Source organism: Streptomyces sirii, assembly GCF_045690365.1.
Classification (GTDB): Bacteria; Actinomycetota; Actinomycetes; order Streptomycetales; family Streptomycetaceae; genus Streptomyces; species Streptomyces sirii.
In genome coordinates this window covers 7,204,216-7,223,649 of record NZ_CP147982.1, presented here as the reverse complement: position 1 = coordinate 7,223,649, position 19,434 = coordinate 7,204,216, and the positions used below count along the sequence as shown (strand labels likewise).

General features: G+C 72.8%; 14 protein-coding genes. 8 read left to right on the top strand and 6 right to left on the bottom strand.

Annotated elements, in window-relative coordinates:
- Window positions 1-4: 4 nt before the first annotated feature.
- Both WAB15_RS32090 and WAB15_RS32085 read left to right on the top strand, forming a co-directional pair.
- Window positions 5-2,158: a hypothetical protein gene (locus WAB15_RS32090; protein WP_407288376.1), complete on the top strand. Its 2,154-nt coding sequence runs from the start codon at window positions 5-7 to the stop codon at window positions 2,156-2,158.
- The gene (locus WAB15_RS32085; protein WP_407288375.1) at window positions 2,155-3,033 is read left to right on the top strand and encodes a hypothetical protein; all 879 of its coding nucleotides are present in this window, start codon (window positions 2,155-2,157) and stop codon (window positions 3,031-3,033) included. Before WAB15_RS32090 ends, WAB15_RS32085 begins: the two co-directional genes overlap by 4 nt.
- A gap of 16 nt (window positions 3,034-3,049) precedes the next feature.
- Here the strand turns inward: WAB15_RS32085 and WAB15_RS32080 are convergent, their stop codons facing one another.
- Window positions 3,050-3,601 (bottom strand): hypothetical protein, encoded by a 552-nt coding sequence (locus tag WAB15_RS32080; RefSeq protein ID WP_407288374.1) that lies wholly within the window; start codon window positions 3,599-3,601, stop codon window positions 3,050-3,052.
- A gap of 106 nt (window positions 3,602-3,707) precedes the next feature.
- Between WAB15_RS32080 and WAB15_RS32075 the strand changes: the two genes are divergently transcribed.
- Complete coding sequence (locus WAB15_RS32075) at window positions 3,708-4,988, top strand: OmpA family protein (protein WP_407288373.1); 1,281 nt, start codon at window positions 3,708-3,710, stop codon at window positions 4,986-4,988.
- A gap of 62 nt (window positions 4,989-5,050) precedes the next feature.
- Window positions 5,051-6,310 carry a hypothetical protein gene (locus WAB15_RS32070; RefSeq protein WP_399146362.1) on the top strand — a complete coding sequence of 420 codons (1,260 nt, stop codon included), beginning with the start codon at window positions 5,051-5,053 and terminating at the stop codon, window positions 6,308-6,310.
- A 15-nt stretch (window positions 6,311-6,325) separates the two neighbouring features.
- Here the strand turns inward: WAB15_RS32070 and WAB15_RS32065 are convergent, their stop codons facing one another.
- Window positions 6,326-7,861 (bottom strand): long-chain-fatty-acid--CoA ligase, encoded by a 1,536-nt coding sequence (locus WAB15_RS32065; RefSeq protein WP_407288372.1) that lies wholly within the window; start codon window positions 7,859-7,861, stop codon window positions 6,326-6,328.
- 251 nt (window positions 7,862-8,112) lie between these two features.
- Between WAB15_RS32065 and WAB15_RS32060 the strand changes: the two genes are divergently transcribed.
- Together WAB15_RS32060 and WAB15_RS32055 are read left to right on the top strand one after the other, a co-directional pair.
- Window positions 8,113-10,983, top strand: a complete 2,871-nt coding sequence (locus WAB15_RS32060; RefSeq protein WP_399146360.1) for a SpoIIE family protein phosphatase — start codon at window positions 8,113-8,115, stop codon at window positions 10,981-10,983.
- 108 nt (window positions 10,984-11,091) lie between these two features.
- Window positions 11,092-11,580 (top strand): hypothetical protein, encoded by a 489-nt coding sequence (locus WAB15_RS32055; protein WP_407288371.1) that lies wholly within the window; start codon window positions 11,092-11,094, stop codon window positions 11,578-11,580.
- Window positions 11,581-11,590: 10 nt separating this feature from the next.
- Here the strand turns inward: WAB15_RS32055 and WAB15_RS32050 are convergent, their stop codons facing one another.
- On the bottom strand, window positions 11,591-12,064 hold the full coding sequence (locus WAB15_RS32050) for a DUF4118 domain-containing protein (RefSeq protein WP_407288370.1): 474 nt from the start codon (window positions 12,062-12,064) through the stop codon (window positions 11,591-11,593).
- A gap of 264 nt (window positions 12,065-12,328) precedes the next feature.
- Here WAB15_RS32050 and WAB15_RS32045 point away from each other — a divergent pair, with 264 nt between their 5' ends.
- Window positions 12,329-14,299 (top strand): amino acid transporter, encoded by a 1,971-nt coding sequence (locus WAB15_RS32045; protein ID WP_407288369.1) that lies wholly within the window; start codon window positions 12,329-12,331, stop codon window positions 14,297-14,299.
- 47 nt (window positions 14,300-14,346) lie between these two features.
- Here the strand turns inward: WAB15_RS32045 and WAB15_RS32040 are convergent, their stop codons facing one another.
- Window positions 14,347-14,568 (bottom strand): hypothetical protein, encoded by a 222-nt coding sequence (locus WAB15_RS32040; RefSeq protein WP_399146356.1) that lies wholly within the window; start codon window positions 14,566-14,568, stop codon window positions 14,347-14,349.
- Window positions 14,569-14,758: 190 nt separating this feature from the next.
- Here WAB15_RS32040 and WAB15_RS32035 point away from each other — a divergent pair, with 190 nt between their 5' ends.
- Window positions 14,759-15,586, top strand: coding sequence for a TetR/AcrR family transcriptional regulator (locus WAB15_RS32035; RefSeq protein WP_399146355.1), 828 nt, complete (start codon window positions 14,759-14,761; stop codon window positions 15,584-15,586).
- Here WAB15_RS32035 and WAB15_RS32030 read toward each other — a convergent pair.
- Window positions 15,562-16,749, bottom strand: coding sequence for an acyltransferase family protein (locus tag WAB15_RS32030; protein ID WP_407288368.1), 1,188 nt, complete (start codon window positions 16,747-16,749; stop codon window positions 15,562-15,564). The genes WAB15_RS32035 and WAB15_RS32030 overlap by 25 nt on opposite strands.
- A complete protein-coding gene (locus tag WAB15_RS32025; protein ID WP_407288367.1) occupies window positions 16,746-19,154 on the bottom strand; it encodes a glycosyltransferase in 2,409 nt (802 codons plus the stop codon). Before WAB15_RS32025 ends, WAB15_RS32030 begins: the two co-directional genes overlap by 4 nt.
- Between the last annotated feature and the right edge of the window lie 280 nt (window positions 19,155-19,434).

Sequence of the window (19,434 nt, the reverse complement as noted above, 5' to 3'; positions counted from 1 at the left end):
GGCGGTGGACGACACCACTGGCTCCGCCGACGAGCCCATGGACGACCTGATGGACGACGGGTCCGCGGATCCGCCCGGCGAACTCGACGACAAGGAGAGCCGGCAGCCGCAGGACCAGACGGAGGAGGAACTCGCCGAGCAGGCCGACCACATCCGCCGACTGCGCCGGCAGGGCCTGCGCGCACCGTTCATGTCGGGCGGCGTCGCCGGCTTCGGCGCCGGGGACGCCGCCGGAACGATCAACAAGAACTACTACGGCACCGCACCGGAGGCCGTCCCGGTCGACGGACGGGTCCCGGGAGCCGACCTCGACCGGCTGCGGGAGCTGTACGTGGAGCCCCGCTCCCACGGCGAGCTGCGCAAACTGCTCACCCTCCACGGTGTCGCGGTGCTGCGCGGGGCGCCCGGATCCGGGCGCTACACCACGGCGCTGCTCACCGCGCAGGAGGTGATGGACGCCGACGTCGTCTACCTGGACCCGGAGGCCGACCTCAAGCGGCTGCTGAACAAGGACGCCCGGCCCGGCGGCCTCCAGCCGGGCCGGGGCCATGTCGTCGAGGGCGACGGCCGGCCCTGGGCGTCCACGCTGCGCGGGCAGCTCCTCAACCGCCTGCGTGCGGAGACCTACCGGCGCTCCCCGCTGGTGATCATCGTCGACGATCAGGTGCCGTTCGACGGGCTGGACGACCATGTCGTCGAGCACCCGAACACCGAGGACCTGCGGTTCGAGGTGCTGGCGCGGCATCTGACGGTCCTGCTCGACGACCGGCCGGAGGGCTGCCGCAAGCTGCTGGAGCACGAGGCCCTGGGCGAGGAGCTGCGCGGACGCACGTCCATGGCGGAGATCGCGCGCCTGGCCCGCCAGTTGGCGCGGGGCGAGCGGGAGGGTCACGACACCGACCGGATCGTCCAGGGGCTGAAGGCCCGGCTGCGCTCCAGGGCGGAGCGGCTGCTCCGTCCGCCGGCGCCGGCGGGGGACGGCGGCGCGGGGAGGGTACCGGTCTCCCTGTGGTCGCGGGCGTTCCTGCTGGCCTGTGTGGTGCTCGACGGGACGCCGCTGAGCCGGGTCAGCCGGGAGTCCCATCGGCTGGCGGAACTGCTGCACGGTGTGCGCTCGCCGTCCTCCGTACCGGAGATGCCGCTCTTCCAGGAGAGCCTGAAGGACTGGCTGGACGACTCCGACGTGGAGTTCACCGACCGTGAGGGCAACCCCGTCGGGGCCCGGCATCCGGAGTGCCGGGTGCGGGTCAGTCAGCGCGGTCTCGGCGAGGCCGTGCTGGAGGTGCTGTGGCACGACCACAGCGGGGCGCGCGGGCCGCTGCTGGAGTGGCTGGACGGCCTGGTGGTCCGGGGCGAGGAGGACATCCGGGTGGCGGCGGCCCAGGCCGTCGGCCTACTGGCCACCTTCGACTGGACCTACATCCAGGAGGAGCCGCTGGTCCGCTGGGCGACCGACAAGGGGGAGCACGCCGCCCGGCGGCGGTTCGCCGCGGCCTGGGCGCTGGAACGGGCGGCGCACGACGACATGCTTGCGCCCCGGGTACGGCGGCTGCTGCGGAACTGGTCCCGCAGGCGCGACTACCAGGCGTGCGCCGAGGCGGCGTACGGCACCCGGATCGGTGTGCTGTTCCCCGCGGAGGCGCTGGGCAATCTGGAGAAGATCGCGCAGACGCAGATGAAGAGCGTACGGGCCGCCATCCACGAGATCTACGCCGCGGGGTCGCGGACCCAGACCCTGGAGCGGCTGGCGGACTGGTCGCTCTCACCGCACTACCGGCTGCGCGACGACGCCGCCATGTGCCTTCAGCAGCTCAGCCGGTTCCGCGGCGAGCTGGCGATCACCGGCTTCCTCAAGGATCCGGTCCCGCGCGGGCATCTGCTGCGGCTGACCCGGAACGTGCTGCTCAGCCGCGATCTGGCCATCTGGCGGCGGGGCTGGGACACCCTGCGGCTGTGGGTGGAGCGGGCCGCGGACGAGCCGGGGCTGGACACCGCGCTGGCGGAGTTCATGGCCGAGCTGCCGCCCGACGCGGGCGACCCGTCGGACCGCCTGCGCGAGCGCTTCCTGTTCTATCTGCGGCTGTGGGAGCACCAGGGCGTCGGTGTCGACGCGGCCGCGCACATCACTTCTCTTGTGACCGAAAGGTGGTCGAAATGACCGGCACCACGCGTCGCGGCCCGCTCACCTGGGTGCGCGCCCTCCTCGGGCGCGGGCCGCAGGCGGCCGCCCCGCTCTTCGAATCCCCTGAGGTGAACGTTCCGGAGCTGACGGCGGTGCACGCAGAATCCACCGTGGCGTTCGAAACCCCCGCCGGCGGTGGAGGGTTCGACTTCCAGGTCGAGATCCGCTGCGACTGGTGCGCCGAGGGTCGGCTGGACCAGGGCACGCTGAGCCGCGCCATCGACGGCTACCGCGCGTCCATGCCGCAGCTGCTCACCGAGCGGGTCCGCGACATCGCCGGCCGGTACGCGCCGTTCCGTGTGCAGGAGGCGGAGCGCGCCGTCAACGACGCCCTGCGCGAGGGTGAGTGCTTCGAGAACGGACTGGTCAGGTGCCGCACCACGGCGTTTCTCCGGCCCCCGCCCGAGGTGCTGGAGCAGCAGCGCAGGGCGGCGCTGGAGATGCAGGAGATCGAGCACCGCTACGCCAAGTCGGCGCTTCAGGTGCGGCTGCTGAGCGAGGTCGCCGAGCAGTGGCGGGAGTTCCTGGCCGGCGGTCTGGCCGGGGTGCGGCACGACGACGAGACGAGTTCCTGGCTCACGCCCTGGGCAGTGCTGCTGGCGGAGCAGCCGGACAAGGCCGCCACCGAGGTCGGCAGCATGTTCCGGCTGCGCCAGGAGCAGTTCGACCGGTACGTCAAGCTCCTGGGGCGGCAGCACAAGGAGTACGAGGCGCGCGATCTGTTCGAGTTCGTCGCGAAGAACGAGCAGCAACTCGGCCATGCGATGCGGGTCTTCGGACTGTCCCTGCCGGGCGAGGACGACTCCGGCGACGGTCCGGCCGAGCCGCTGCCGCGGCCGGCCCGGACCTGAGCGGCCGCCGAGCGGCTCAGGCCAACAGCGGACCGGCGAGGAAGGAGAGCCCCGCGGCCACGGCCATCAGCCCCGTCCAGACCACCCCCCGGGCGATGTACCGGTGCTTGGCCATCACCACCCGGGCCAGTACCGGTATCAGCTGCCAGATCTCCGCCCGCTCGCCGGCCTCGTCCGGCGGCGGGGGACTGCCGTCGGCGGCGGCCAGCAGCGGCAGGCTGAACCGGTTCGGGGCGGGGGGCGGCCCCAGCCGGGGGCGGAGCGCCTGGACGACGCAGTACACGGCCGGCAGGAACGCGGCCACATGCAGCACGAGCAGGGCGACGGCGACCCCGGCCCCGAGGCCGCCGCGCCCCCAGGCCTCGCGTACCACGCCGCCCTGCGGGACGGCGGTGGCCGCGAGCGCCACCTGGACGGCCCCGAGGATGCCGACCTTCGTGTCGGCGAACTGGGCCGACGCCTGGAGCGAGGTGTAGACGGCCAGCCCCGACCGGAGGCCGACGGCGCCGCCCTCGTCCGCGCCGGAACCTCCGGCGGTGCGGGGGGCTGGGGGAACGGAGCTGGACACGGAGAACCTCCTGGCGCCGGGTGGTCGAAGGCTCCCAGTAACTCCCCTCGCGTTGCCCGACAACAGTCATAAATGCGGATTCCCCTCACCTTTGGAGAGCCCAGCGATGCCCCTGACACGCATATCCCCCCGCCGCTTCGTCGCCCTGGCCCTGACCCTGACCGCCGTCATGGCGAGCAGCGGCTGCGGCGCCTTCGACATGCCCACGGCCCGGCCCTGCACCTGGCTGACGAGTGCCTCCGACGACGCGGGCGGCACCCGCAGGCGGACCGTCGTACTCGTGGACCGCAGCTCCTCCACCCGGCCGGACAAGGCCGCCGCGCCGACGGCCCGGGTACCGGACTGGCCGGCCACCCTGCTGGCAGCCCCGGGGCTCGCGCTGCCGGAGCTGGAGGGCCAGCTGCTCTCCGTCGCCGGCTTCGACGGCACCCGGGCCACCGTGGACTGGCAGGTGGACCGGGTGCCCGTCACACCGGCGAAGGGCAACGAGACGCTCAAGCAGGACCGGCGCGACGCCCGGCGCGGCTGCCTGGAGAAGCGGCTGCGGCAGCTGTCCGCCACGGAGCCGAGCACCGACCGCACGGATGTGCTCGGCGCCCTCGCCGCGGCTGCCGAGCAGCTCGCCCCGGGCGGGGGCCGCCGCCGGATCGTCGTGGCGACCGACGGACTGGCGAACACCGGCTGCGCCGATCTGCGCTCCGCCGGATTCGACGGCGTACCGGAGATCGAGGCCATCGTGCGGCGCTGCCGCACGGCGGGCGAACTCCCCGATCTCAAGGGCGCCGAGGTGAGCCTGGTCGGCATCGGCCGCACCGCCCGGGGTCGGGCCCCGTCGTCCCCGCAGACCGCCTGGCTCACCTCGCTGTGGACCCGGCTGTGCGAGGCCTCGGGTGCCGCGCGCTGCAAGGTGGCCGCCACCGCCCGGTCCCACGCGGCCGGAAAGCACACCGGGTCCGGGAAGAAGGCCGGGAAGACCGAACCCGAGGTGGCCTTCCCCGCCGTCTCGGAGCGGCCGGCCGGCCGGGTCACCACCCTCACCCTCCCCGGCTCGGTCCTGTTCGCGACCGACAGCGCGGAGCTGTCCGCGACGGCCCGCGGCACGCTCGACGACGTCGCACGCCGGGTCGGGGAGCTGCACCCGCTCTCCGTCGCCGTCTTCGGGCACACCGACTCGCGCGGCAGCGAACAGCACGGCCGGCAGCTCTCCCTGGCCCGCGCCAAGGCCGTCCGGTCCGCTCTCGTCCAGCGCCAGATCGCCGTCGCCACTGTGCGCGGCTACTCCGACGACCGGCCCAGCTGCACCCCCGAATACCGCGACGGCGCACCGGACTACGCGGCCATGGCCTGCAACCGCCGGGTCGAGGTCGCCGTGACGGTGCGCCGCTGACCGGCTCCCGGCCCTCCGCCCGACTCCCCGACGTACACAGCTCTGAAGCAAAGGACTCGGCCATGTCCCACAAGCACCGAGGCACCCCCTGTCACCACGGGTGCGGATGCGACATCCGGCACCTGGTGAAGGGCGCCGAGCAGGGCCCCGAACGGGAGCCCGAGCACCTGGACAACGGTGAGATGCGGATGCTGCTGCGCGCGGCCCGCGAGGTCGCCGAGCTCGTCGGCCAGAACCGCGACCAACTCGCCGCCGCACGCGCCCGTACCATCACCGCCCACGCCAGAACCGAGGAGACCATCCAGTCCCTGGCCCGTTTCGAGGCCGCCGCCTCCCTCCGGACGGCCCGGACGACCCAAGAGGGGGTCGAGGCCCGCCATGTCGAGGACGGGGCCCACGACCGGCGCCGCCGGGAGATGTGGATCCGGGTGCTGCGCTGGCCGGTCGTCGCAGCGATGGCCGTGTTCGACGCGTGGTACTTCATGCGGGTCTTCCAGTACCTCACCGTCAGCGAGGAATCGGTCTCGCTGATCGAGCAGACGGTCTCCTTCCTGCCGGGTGTCGTGCTGGCCCTGGCCCTGATGCTGTCCGGGCACGCCATCGCGGCCCCGCTGCACCGGATACGCGAACGGCTGCACGCGCTCCGCGAGCGCCGCCCCGCCCTCGCGCTGCTCGGCTCGCTCGCTCTGCCCGCCCTCTACCTGGCCGCCGTGCTGTTCACCGTCACCGTGTGGGCGGTGCTGCGGGCCCGCGACACCGCGGTGGAGGAGGGGGCGATCGAGGGCGCCCGGTACGCGCCCGGCTGGGTCGCGGTGCTGATGCTGGTGCTCGCGATCACCGCCGTGGCCATGAAGGTCGTCGCGCACAACCCGTACGCGGACAGCGCCGCCGAGGCCCGTCGCGGTCTGCTGCGCGCCCGGATGACCTACGCCTGGCTGGTGGGGCGGGCCGGCGAGGCTCTACGGGAACACGAGCAGGCCTGGAGCGACCTGTGCGCGCTGCGGGACGAACTGGCCTCCCATGTCCGGCTGGAGAGCATGCGCGTCTGGGAGGCGGCCATCCTCACCGCCCGCATGCTCCACGGCCAGGCCGGTCCGATGCCGCCGACCCCCGCCCTCCCGGGCGACGAGCCGGTGCAGGCGCCGACGGCGGCCTGGATGGCGCCGCTCTTCACCGGTGTGGTCGAGCCGCCCCCGGAGCTCGGCCCGCTGGTCGAGGCGCACCGTATCGCCCTCACCTGCGCCCCGGCCGAACTGCGGCTCCGCCGCGCCGAACTGATCGGCCGTATCGACCGCCAGCTCGGCCCGGCGCAGGCGGCGTGACGCGACGCGCCGAAGTCATGGGCGCGACAGGCCGGCGCGCAGCTCCTTCTTGAGGATCTTTCCCGTGGGCCCCTTGGGCAGCGCGTCGACGATCCGGATCTCGCGCGGGTATTTGTAGGCGGCCAGCTGCTGCCGGCAGTGCGCGGTGAGGTCCTCGGGGGTGGTGTGCGCACCGGGTGCGAGGCTGACGACGGCGACGACCTCCTCGCCGAGCCGGTCGTCGGGGCGGCCCACGACCGCGGCCTCGGCGACCGCGGGATGGGTGTGCAGGACCTCCTCGACCTCGCGCGGGTAGACGTTGTAGCCGCCGCGGATGACCAGGTCCTTCTTGCGGTCGACGACGAAGAAGTAGCCGTCGTGGTCCTGGTGGCCGAGGTCTCCGGTGTGCAGCCAGCCGCCGCGCAGCGCCTCGGCGGTCTCCTCGGGCCTCTGGTGGTAGCCCTTCATGACGTTGTGGCCGCGGACGAGGATCTCGCCGACCTGGTCGGGGCCCGGCGGCAGTACGGCGCCGGTGTCGTCGACGATGCGGACCTCCACGCCCCAGATCGGCTTGCCGATCGAGAGCACCCTGCGCTGCTCGGTGCTGATGTTGAAGGTCGTGGTGCTGGCCGTCTCCGACAGGCCGTAGCCCTCCAGGATGGCCACGCCGGCGAACTTCGCCTCGAAGGCGCGGAGGATGTCGCCGGGCAGCGGCGCGCCGCCGCAGACGCCGACCCGCAGCGCGCCGAGGTCCCGGCCGGCGATGTCGGCCTGGAGCAGGGCGGTGTACATGGTGGGGACGCCGGCGAAGATCGTGCAGCGGTGCCGTTCGAGGGCGTCGAGGACCGCGGCGGTCTCGAAGCGCGGTACGAGGGCGAGCGTCCCCCCGTGGCGTACGGCCATGTTGAGGACGCCGGAGAGGCCGAAGACATGGAAGAGCGGCAGGACGGCGAGGGCGACGTCGTCGGGGCGGTAGCCGAACACCTCGCCGGTGACGGTGCAGTTCATATAGAGCTGGAAGTGGGTCAGCTCGGCGCCCTTGGGGCGGCCGGTGGTCCCGCTGGTGTAGAGCAGGACGGCGGTGTCGTCGGAGCCGGTCGGCGCGATCTCGCCGGTGTCGTTCGCGGCGTACAGCTCCTCGTAGGGGCGGGTGCCGGGGAACGTCCGGTCGCTGCCGGGCAGCGGGACGACGTAGGTGGCGACGCCGTCGGCGAGCTCGGCGCCCTTGACGGCCTGGTCCGCGAACTCCTCGAAGGTGATGAGGAGTTGGGCGTCGGCGTCGTGGAGCTGGTAGGCGATCTCGGGGGCCTTCAGCAGCGGGTTGAGCGGGACCATGACCAATCCGGCCTTGAGGATGCCGAAGTAGGCGAACAGGAACTGCGGCACATTGGGCAGTTGGACGGCGACCCTGGCGCCGGGCCCGAGGCCCAGGGCCCGCAGCGTGGCCGCGATACGGCCGGACGCCCGGTCGGCCTGGGCGTAGGTGACGGTCAGCTCCCCGATGTGGCACAGGGGCTTGTCCGGGTGGGATCGGCGGGATTCACGCAGAGCGGTCGCGAGATTGAAGCTCATCCGGGCTCCTGGCGGGCTGCGGCTCGTATCACGCGGTGCATCGACGGACGGTGCATCGAGGGCTGCCGAGCATAGGGAGCCGCTAAGCATCGCTCAATAGGGCCTGCGCCACCCAGGGCAGCCGGACGTCGAGCAAGGGGTGGAATCCGGCCGGAATCATGGGGAATCGACCGGCGGCCGCCCCCGAAGCGGCGGCACAACGCCGCCGCAGCTGATCACCTCACAGTGCGTCAGAATGCTAAATATGGGGCATGACGGAAAAATTCCGGCGAGAGGGTGACGCCCCGAAGGGGTCGTCGCCCTCCCCCCGGCAGCCCCTCCGCTCGCTGCTGAAGGCGCACAGCGTCGCCGGCCAGGTGTTCGTGTTGCAGCTCGCCCTTGTGGTGCTGCTGGTCGTCGCGGCCATGCTGGCCCTGGTCTTCCAGGCCCGGGGCGCGCTCGCGCAGGAGGCCCGTCAGCGCTCGGTCGTCGGGGCCGAGATCTTCGCGCACGCGCCGGGCATCCTCGCCGCCATGAAGTCCACCGACCCCAGCGCGGTGTTGCAGCCCCAGGCGGAGGCGGCCCGGAAGGGCTCCGGCGTGGACTACATCGTCGTGTTCCGTCCCGACGGCATCCGCTGGACCCACCCGAACCCGCGCCTGATCGGCAAGCGTGTCGTCGGCGGCTCCTACCGGCCGGCCCTGCGCGGCCGGGCGTTCACCTCCACCCTCCCCTCGGCCCTCGGCCCCGCGGTGAACACCGTGGTCCCGGTCGTCGACCGGAACCGCTCGATCGCCGGGCTGGTGTCCGTCGGCATCCGCATCCAGAGCACCGACGAGCGGGTGGTCGACCAGCTGCCGCTGCTGCTCGGCTTCGCGGTCGCGGCGCTGCTGCTGGTCACCGTCGGGGCGGTGCTGATCAACCGTCGGCTGCGGCGGCAGACGCACGGGTTGTATCCGGCGGAGATGCGCCGGATGTACGACCACCACGACGCGGTGCTGCACGCCGTACGCGAGGGCGTGCTGATCATCGGCAGTGACGGGCGGCTGCTGCTGGCCAACGACGAGGCACGGCGGCTGCTCGACCTGCCCGACAGCGCGGTGGCGGACCGGCTCCCGGTCGCCGACCTGGGCCTGGAGCCGCGGCTGGGCGCACTGCTGACCGCCGGCGGGGAGGTGACCGACGAGGTGCACCTGGCGGGCGACCGGCTGCTCGCCGTCAACGTCCGCCCGACCGCCCCCCACGGCGGCCCGACCGGGTGCGCGGTGACGCTGCGGGACACCACCGAACTGCGGGCGGTCTCCGGCGCGGCGGAGGTGGCCCAGGAGCGGCTGAAACTGATCTACGACGCGGGGCTGGGCATCGGCACCACGCTGGATGTGTCGCAGACGTCCCAGGAACTGGCCGATGTCGCGGTCCCCCGCTTCGCCGACGTCGTCACCGTCGAGCTGCTGGAGCCGGTGCTGCGCGGGGACGAGCCGGAGAGCGGGTCGGGCACCGATCTGCGGCGGATGGCGGTCCGCGGCGTCACCGAGGACTCGCCCGTCTACCAGGTCGGCGAGGTGCTCCGATTCCCGCCCGGCACGCCGATGGCGTCGAGTCTGGAGAGCGGCTACCCGGTCCTCGTGGACGATATGAGCAGCTCGAACGAGTGGCGGGGACAGGATCCGACGGCCACCCAGCAGATCCTGGACGTCGGCATCCGCTCGGTGATCGCCGTCCCGCTCCAGGCGCGGGGGGTGGTGCTGGGACTGGCCAACTTCTGGCGGTCCGCGGCCTCCGGTGGCTTCACGGAGGACGATCTGTCCTTCGCCGAGGAACTGGCCGCGCGGGCCGCGGTCTCGATCGACAACGCCCGCCGCTACACCCGCGAGCACACCCTCGCCGTCACCCTGCAGCGCAGCCTGCTGCCGCAGGCCCTGCCCGCGCAGTCCGCCCTGGAGGTGGCGCACCGCTATATGCCCGCGCAGGCCGGCGTCGGCGGCGACTGGTTCGACGTCATTCCGCTGCCCGGCGCCCGGGTCGCGCTGGTCGTCGGCGATGTCGTCGGACACGGTCTGCACGCCGCCGCCACCATGGGCCGGCTGCGTACCGCGGTGCACAACTTCTCCGCGCTCGACCTGCCGCCCGACGAGCTGGTCAACCACCTCGACGAACTGGTCAGCCATATCGACACCGACGAGGCGCGGGCGGCCGGCGGGGCCGCGGGCGAGGGCAACCCGGCGGACGACGAGGCCGTCTGGCCGGGCGTCAGCAGCGAGGCCGACGCCGTCCGCCCGGAGGGCGGCCGTACCGGGATCACCGGCGCGACCTGCCTGTACGCCATCTACGACCCGGTCGGGGGCCGGGCCACCGTGGCCAGGGCGGGCCATCCGGGACCGGCCCTCATCGGCCCCGACGGGAGTGTCGTCTTCCCCGAGGTGCCGGTCTCGCCGCCCCTGGGCCTGGGCGGCAGTGTGCCGGTGGAGACCGCGGAGCTCACCCTGACCGAGGGCTCCCGGCTGGTGCTGTACACCAACGGGCTGGTCGAGCACCGCGACCGCGATATCGACACCGGTCTGGAGCTGCTGCGCACCGCCCTGGCGTCCGGCGCGGAGCGCACCCCGGAGCAGACCTGTACGGCGGTCCTCGACGCGATGCTGCCCGAGCATCCCAGCGACGACATCGCCCTGCTGGTGGCCCGCACCCGGTTGCTGGACCCCGCTCGGGTCGCCGAATGGGAGGTGCCCTCGGACCCGGCGGCCGTCGCCCGCATCCGGTCCGCCTGCCTGGGAAAACTGGAGTCCTGGGGGCTGGAGTCGATCGCGTTCACCACCGAGCTGATCCTCAGCGAGCTGATCACCAACGCCATCCGCTACGGCGCCCAGCCCATCCGGGTCCGACTGCTGCACGACCGCGCCCTGATCTGCGAGGTCTCCGACGGCACCAGCGCCTCACCGCATCTGCGCCGGGCCGCGACCACCGACGAGGGCGGCCGCGGCCTGTTCCTCGTCGCCCAGTTCGCCCAGCGCTGGGGCACCCGCTACGCCCCGGGCGGCAAGGTCATCTGGACCGAGCAGTCCCTGGACGGCGAGAGGCCGGAACCCGGTCCGGAGTCGGTGGACGACATCCTCGACCAGTGGGACGACGTGCCCACGATGTGAGATGCCCGGGGCCGGTGGCCGGGCCGCTTGTGGTGGATCAGCCCGAGCGGATCCACCGCGGTGGCTCTAGCCTCGGTGAAGGGGCCGACGACCCGATCTGGAGGCTCGATGGTGCCGCTGCCCCAAGCCCGTGATGTGGCCCCGCGACTGGCCACCGGTGCGTTCATCCTGAACACCGGGCTGATGAAGCTGCGGGCGGATCAGGACACCGCCGAGGGCCTGCACGCGATGGCCCGTACGGCGTATCCGTTCCTGGAGAGGATTCCGGCCGAGCGGTTCACCCGGCTGCTGGCGTGCACCGAGGTCGCGGTCGGGAGCGCGCTGCTCGCGCCGTTCGTGCCGACCCGGCTGGCCGGGCTGGCGCTGACCGGGTTCGCCGGCGGGCTGGTCGGCCTGTATCTGCGGGTCCCCGGGATGCGGGAGCCGGGCAGTCTGCGGCCGACCCCGGACGGCGTTCCGATGGCCAAGGACGCGTGGATGCTGGGGATCGGGCTGGGGTTCCTGGGCGCGTCGGGCAGAGCGCGCCGGGCCGCCCGCCGCCGGCGGTGCGCCGCCGGGCAGCGGCACCACCACCGGTGCCGCTGCCACTGCCACTGACCTCCTTGCTTCAGCGGCCGGTGCCGGGGCCGGCCGCCGTCTGCCGGCGGAGCGCGCGAACGGCGGCCGCGCAGCCCGCGCCCGCAAGGCCGGCCAGGAGCAGCACCAGCAGGCTCGTCCGGTCGGGCTGCCGGAAGGCCAGGTCCGAGCGCTGGTTGAGCACGAACCCGTCGTAGAACAGCCAGCACACCAGGGCGACGGCGGGCACCAGCAGCGGTCTGGCCAGCGCGCAGACGGCCAGGGTCAGCGCGGTGAAGACGGCGAGCGCGACGGCGGTGTGCGGAGTCTGGCCGGTCAGCAGCAGGGCGGTCGCCAGCAGCGCCGCGCCGACGCCGCCGAGCGGCACGGCGAGGTCGCCGGCGAGGGTGCGGGTGGGCGGCGCCCGGTGGGCGACGCGCGGCGGGCGCGGCACGGCGCGCGGAAAACCGGCGATATGCACCATGCGCGGGCGCCGGAGCGGCGTCGGGGGGTGAAGCGCAGCCATGGGAAGCACCTCCTGCCATGGGCCTTGAGCCCTGCCGTCAGTCTGCGCGTCCCGGCGGTGCCCGAGCACCGCGGAGGCGTCTGTTGACGCGGTACGTACGGACTGCGGCCGGTTTCTGACACGGCCTTGACGCCGGGGCCCGGCGCGGCCGATGTCGCCGGGCGCGGGGCGGGCCGGATCGCCGGGCGCACGGTGTTGCATACTCGCTCCTCGTTGCCGAAAGCAGCCCGAACCCATGACCGACGAACGGCAGGACGCATCCGCATGACCACCCCCACACAGGCGGACCCCGCGCCGGCCGCCCCCGCCGCCCAGCGGTGGCGCGGCTGGCTGCTGGACGGACTGAGCAGTCGCACCGCCCGTCACCCCGGGCCGCACGGCACCCCGCCGGCCGAGCACAAGGGGCACTCCTGGTGGCGCGTCATGTGCCTCACGGGCGTCGACTACTTCTCGACCCTGGGCTACCAGCCGGGCATCGCGGCGCTGGCGGCCGGACTGCTCTCGCCGTTCGCCACCCTCGTACTGATCGCACTGACCCTGCTCGGCGCCCTGCCCGTCTACCGCAGGGTCGCCAAGGAGAGCCCCAACGGTGAGGGCTCGATCGCCATGCTGGAGCGGCTGCTGCCCTGGTGGGCGGGGAAGCTACTGGTCCTGGTGCTGCTGGGGTTCGCCGCCACGGACTTCGTGATCACCATGACGCTGTCGGCGGCGGACGCCTCGGCGCATGTGGTGGAGAACCCGTTCGCCCCGCAGGCGCTGCACGGCGCGAACCTGTGGATCACGCTGGTGCTGCTGGCGGCCCTGGGCGCGGTCTTCCTCAAGGGATTCCGGGAGGCGATCGGCATCGCCGTCGGACTCGTCGGGACCTACCTGGTGCTCAACGTCGTGGTGCTGGCCACCTCGGCCTGGCAGGTCGTCTCGCACCCCGTGGTGGTCGGCGACTGGTGGAGCGCGATGAGCGCCCAGCACTCCTCGCCGCTGGCGATCGTCGGGGTGGCGCTGCTGGTCTTCCCCAAGCTGGCGCTGGGCATGTCCGGCTTCGAGACCGGTGTCGCCGTGATGCCGCAGATCCGGGGCGAGGCCACCGACACCGACGCGCGGCCGGCGGGCCGGATCCGCGGCACGCGGCGGCTGCTGACCACCGCGGCCCTGATCATGAGCTGCTTCCTGCTGCTGTCGAGCCTGGCCACCACCCTGCTGATACCGCAGAAGGAGTTCGGGACCGGCGGCTCGGCGAACGGCCGCGCCCTGGCCTATCTGGCGCACGAGCAGCTCGGCGAGGCCTTCGGCACCGTCTACGACATCTCCACCATCGCCATCCTCTGGTTCGCCGGCGCCTCGGCGATGGCGGGGCTGCTGAACCTCGTACCGCGCTATCTGCCGCGTTACGGCATGGCCCCGGAGTGGACCCAGGCGGTGCGCCCGCTGGTGCTGATCTTCCTGGCGATCGCCTTCGGCGTCACCTTCGTCTTCGACGCCAGCGTCGACGAGCAGAGCGGGGCGTATGCGACCGGCGTGCTGGTGCTGATGCTCTCGGCCTCCTTCGCCTCCACCGTCGCCGCCCGCCACCGCCGGCTGCGTGCGGCCACCGTCGGATTCGGCGCCATCACCCTGGTGTTCGGCTACACCTTGATCACCAATGTCATCGAGCGGCCCGACGGCTTGAAGATCGCGCTGCTGTTCATCCTCGGCATCCTGCTGACCTCCTTCGCCTCCCGCGTCCACCGCGCCTTCGAACTGCGCGCCATACAGGTCGACTTCGACGAGACCGCGGTGCGCCTGATCGACGCCGCGACGGCGGCCGGGCCGCTGCGGGTGATCGCCAACGAGCCCGACGAGCGGGACGCGGCGGAGTACCGGGAGAAGGAGTACAGCCAGCGCGAGGAGACCCATATCCCCGACGGCCGTCCGGTGCTGTTCCTGGAGGTGACCGTCCGGGATTCCTCGGACTTCACCAGCGATCTGCACGTCCAGGGCGAGGAGCGGTACGGGGCGCAGATCCTTCGGGTGGAGGGCGCCGGTGTGGCCAACACCATCGCCGCGGTGCTGATGCAGCTGCGCGAGCACACCGGGCAGGTCCCGCACGCCTACTTCAACTGGACCGAGGGTCACCCGTTCAGCCATCTGCTGCGGTTCCTGGTCTTCGGCGACGGCGAGGTCGCGCCGGTCACCCGCGAGGTCCTGCGCCGCGCGGAGCCCGACCCGGCCCGGCGCCCGCGCGTCCACGTCGGCTGACGGCCGAAACGCCCCCTGAACCCGCCCGGCCGGCCCGCCGGGCGGGTTCAGCCGCGTCGGCCGAGCGCCTTGGCCTTGTCGTGCGACCAGCCGGTCAGCAGCACACCCAGGGCGACCAGCGCCAGATGCGCGGTGAGCGCGACGCCGAAGCCACCGCCGAGCCAGCCGAGGAGGCCGGTGTTGCCGTGGTCGACGAGCAGCCGGATGGCGCCCTGCGCGAAGAGCACCATCACCACGGCGCCGATGCCCTGCAGGATGTCGTACTTCATCGGTGTCCCCAAAGTCCCCTCGTAGAGTTCCGCGCCGCATTGCGCGTCGGATTTCCTGTCGCATTGCGCGTCGGTTATTGCGCGCCCCCAGGACGTTACGAACGTATCATTGGGAAAGTGACGACCAGCGGCTAATTCACTGGTGAATTCGCTTTTCGTCACACAATTTCAGGTGTGGGAAAGGGGAAATATGCGTGACGAAAAGGAGCCGGCGGCCGGGCCGGTGTGCCGGATGTGCCGTGCGGCGCTCGCCCCTCCCCTTCGCGGCCGGCCGGCCCTCTACTGCTCGCGCAGCTGCCAGGCGAAGGCCTACCGGCGGCGCAAGCAGACGCCGGCTCCGGCCGCCGAGCGACCGGCGACGACCGGCGCCCAGGCCCGCCGGCGCCGTCAGGTGGCCGAGGCGCTGTGGCGGATCGCCGCCGAGCGGGGACTGCACGCCGCGAGCCTGCGGGAGGTGGCGGCCGAGGCCGGGGTGTCGCTGCGCGCGGTGCAGTACCACTTCGAGAGCAAGCACCAACTCCTGGTCGCCGCGCTGCACATGCTCCACGAGGAGAACGAGCGCATCGCCCGCACCCGGGTCCCGCACGATCCCGCCGACCCGCGCGCCCTGCTGCGCGCGGTGCTGGAGGAGTTCCTTCCCGTGGACGCCCAACGCGCCACCGCGCTAAGGGTGTTCGCCGCCTACTACGCCCGGAGCCTGACCGATCCCGCGCTGGCCGAGGTGTTCCTCGCCGCCGAAGCGCCCCTGGAGCGGCTGGTGGCGGACCTCATCGGGGCGGCGCAGGCCGCCGGGCGGACCGCGCCCGGCCTCGACGCCTGGCACGAGGCCGATCTGCTGGTCTCCGGGGCGGTCGGGCTGGGCGGCGATGTGCTGCACCAGCGCCGCACGCTGGACGACGTGCGTCGCACCCTCGACTACCACCTCGACAAGATCTTCGCCGGGGACCCGGCGCACACCGCGCGGGTCCCCGGCGAAGGGGCGGGCGAGGACGGTCAGCGGGTGGCGGGCTCCGGATAGAACTCGCGCGGCCGGCCGCGATGGTCCTTGAGGCGGCCGAGCAGGCTCGCCGGGTATTCGACGAGCCAGTAGCTCGCCGCCGCCACGGGCAGCGCCACCGCGAAGACGATCAGCATGGCCAACGGGAAGCCCGACTGGCCGACGGGCAGCAGCCCGGCCTTGTGGAGCTGGAGCATCACCGGCTCGTGCCAGATGAACAGGGAGTAGCTGATCAGCCCGACGGTGGTGAGCCAACGGGCCGTCAGCATCCGTTGCCAAAAAGTCTGTTGCCGTACGTGGACGGTGCCGAAGACCAGTCCGGCCCAGAGCAGCGAGGCGAGCGGGTGGTAGAAGGTGAAGGTGAAGTTCTCCGGTCCGGAGTCCAGGGAGAGGGCGAACAGCCCGGCCAGCCCCACCCCGGCCAGCGGCAGCGCGGTGCGCGGGCCGAGCCGGCCCCGGTCGCCGAGCGCGACCACCGCCACGGCCAGCCCCATCCCGGCCGCGAAACCGCCGAACCGGGCCTGCGGGCCGAAGTACACCACCCAGTCGGTGTGCGGCACACCGAACACGTAGTGGGCGACGGCGATCCAGGCGAGCGGCGCGGCGAACAGCGCCGCACACCCCGCCGCGCACACCGCCACCCGGCTGCCGCGCCGTCGCAGCGGCCGGCAGGCGCGGACCGCCAGCGGCCCCAGCGCCACCAGCAGCAGGTAGAACAGCACCTCCAGCGAGAGCGACCAGGTGGGGCCCAGGGTGTAGAAGATCCGCTGCCGGTCGAAGACATGGGTGAAGGTGAGGTGCTCGACCAGGTCCCGCCAGTCGCCCGGCAGGGTCGGGTTGCGCATCGCCCAGACGACCAGCACCGCCAGGACGTACAGCGGCAGGATCCGGATCGTGCGCCGGAAGAGGAACAGCCGGGCGGGTTTCGTCGAGCGCCCGTCGATCGCGGCCCGCGCGTACGACAGCGTCAGCAGATACGCGGACAGCACGAAGAACAGGTCGATCACTTCGAGGGACAGCACCGCGCCGAGCGCCGGGTCGTCGACCGGCGGGTGGGCGCCCTCGGCGTCGTAGCGGAAGTACTGCTGCCAGACGTGGAAGGCGACGGTGCTCAGCGCGGCGAGCCCGCGGAAGCCGTCGATGGCGCTCGCCCGGTTGCGGGCGGGGGCGGCCTCGGCGCTCATCGGCGGGCCACCGCCTTGGTGGCGGCCCGGGGCGTGACCCGCCACTGCCGGTCGCCCAACGCCTCCTTCAGATGGGCCTGCCGGGCCACCATGTTCTTGAAGTGGCTGTAGAAGAACGTCGAGACGAGGAAGTACGACCAGAACCACCGGCGGCGGGCGCGCAGTTCGGGGACCGCCAGCCGCCAGGCGAAGAGCGCCTGCACGGGACCGGCCGCCATGGTGAACAGCACGGCCAGTACGCACACCGGCACGGCCCAGTCCAGCCGGTGCAGGCCGCCGGCCCGCCAGGCCGAGTACAGCAGGATCGGCAGGATCTGCAGCGTCAGCCAGGGCTGCACCTCGCGCCAGCCCAGCAGGACGAACAGGCCGAGCTTCTGACGTGCCGTGAAAACCGGTGAGCGCAGACCGCGCCACAGGTGTTTGAGGGAGACCTGCAGCCACCCCTGCGCCCAGCGGGAGCGCTGGTTCCACAAGGCCTTCAAGGTGGTGGGCGCCAGTTCGCGGGAGATCAGGGTGCGGTCGACGGCGAATCGGGCGCCCTCGCCCAGCGCGCGCAGCGTGGAGTCGATGTCCTCGGTCAGCATCGAGCCGTGCATCCGGGTGCGGGCGAGCAGGTCGGTGCGCCAGAAGCCGTTCGAGCCTCCGAAGACGCCGAATCCGTAGAGCCGGGTGCGGCCCGGGTGGCTGACCGCGTAGATCGCCTCGAACTCCACCGCGACCAGTTCGGCGACCCGGGAGCTCTCGCCGTTGCGTATCACGCAGTGGCCCTGGACGACGTCGTAGCCGTTGGACAGCCAGTGCCAGGCGTCCTTGAAGGCGGTCGGGGCGGGGTGGTGGTCGGCGTCGAAGATGCCGACGAACTCGCCGCGGACGCGGGTGACCGCCGCGTTGATGTTCTGCGCCTTGGAGGTGGAGCCGGCGACCGGCAGCAGCACCAGCCGCGGGTCGCGGGCGGCGATCTCGCGCAGGGTGTCCTCGACGGGCAGCGGATGCGGCGTGTTGTACGCCAGCACGATCTCCAACTCGTCGGGGTAGTCCAGCCGCAGGAACGACTCGACGGTGTCGACGATGGTCGCGGCCTCATTGGGCAGATAGGCGGCGATGACGGCGCTGGCCGGTGGGTACGGCGCCCCGGGGCGCTCGGGGCGGCTCCCGGCGTCGAGCGAGAAGAGGCACTCCAGCACGATCAGCAGCGCGGACAGCACCAGTCCGGCCACCACCACCCAGTACATGGCCGAGCCCAGGTCCCAGCCCAGCGCATACGTCTGCTGGTAGAGCAGGAACGGCGCGGCGACCCCGATCAGCAGCGCCAGGACCGGGGAGAGCGCCGAGAGGGCGGGACGCAGCAGCGCGCTCAGCGGCCGGTGGCGGTGCGGTGCGCCGCGCATCCAGGGCGCGTACCGCACCGGCCGCAGATCCCGGTGGCGCAGCGCCTCCTGTACGGCGTCCCGGGCCTGGTCGACGGCCTCGGTGCCGTCGGTGTGTCCGGTCAGCGGCAGCCAGCCGATGGCCGGGGTGAGGCGGACGTTCTCGTCGGCGACGATGAAGCGGGTGCCGGCCACGTTGGCGGCGAACCGCTCCAGGCCCCGGCGGGCGGTCTCCTCGTCGACGCCGGGCAGCAGCATCAGCAGACGGCCGTCGTCGTCCCAGCCGAGCCGGTCGCAGAAGCTGCCGAGCCCTCCCCAAGCTCTCGACTCCGCTCGAGCAGGGGATACCCCATTGACCAGGCCGGCCAGCCGCTCGGCGACCTCCCGGCGCACCCGCTGCCCGAGCCGGGCCTCCAGTGTGGCCATCTCGGCCACCGAGACCACGGCGAGCACACCGCCGTGCCGGGCGGCTTCGGGGCGCCGCAGCTCGCGGTCGAGCTCGTCCAGGAAGTGTGGATGGGAGTAGAGCCCGGTGCGCGGATCGCGCGGCAGGCTCTCGACCGGTACGGGCACCCGGCGGAGTTTGGCCTCGATGCGGGCGGACAGCTCCCCCGGATCGAAGGCCTCGGGTATGCAGTCGTCGGCGCCGTGGCGCAGCATGTCCACCACGCCGGCCGGCTCCGGGGTGGCGGTGACCATGAGCAGCGGCAGCGCCCGCCCCGCGGACGCGGCACGGACCTCACGGATCACCGCGAGGCCGCTGTTGAGGTGTGCGCCGTGTTCGTCGAGGGCGACGACGGCGTCCGGGTGGGCCTGCCGCATGCGCCGGTCGACCTCGCCGGGCGGGGCGTGGCTGACCTCGTGGCCGGTGGCGCGCAGGGTCCGGGTGAGCCGCTCCAGGCGCGGTCCCGGAGCGCCGACGACCAGTACGTGCCCGCCGTCGCGGGCGTGGGCGGCGGCGTCGTGCGGGGCGCGGTCCCCGTCGTCGAGCAGGGCCAGGGGTGAGCCCTGGGAGTTGCCGTGGTGCGAAGTGAGCACCTGGGAATGTCCTTTCGTGCAAGGAGACATGCGAAAGCGGATCCGGTCGCCGGGTATGCGGCGGTTTCCGGACCTTCGGCCGTCAGCCGGCCGCCGGCCGCATGGCCGTCAGCTGCATGGCGGGCGCGACGCCCCGGTCGCTCTCGGCGTCCGTCTCTCCGCGGGACGGACGAGGAGGCAGGGGCACAGGGCCGCTAAGGCGGGCTCCAAGCTGGGGAACGCGCAGGCGCGTTCCGGCACTGATCGCATATGAGGGGTCCCATCCTGATCGGATTTGTGG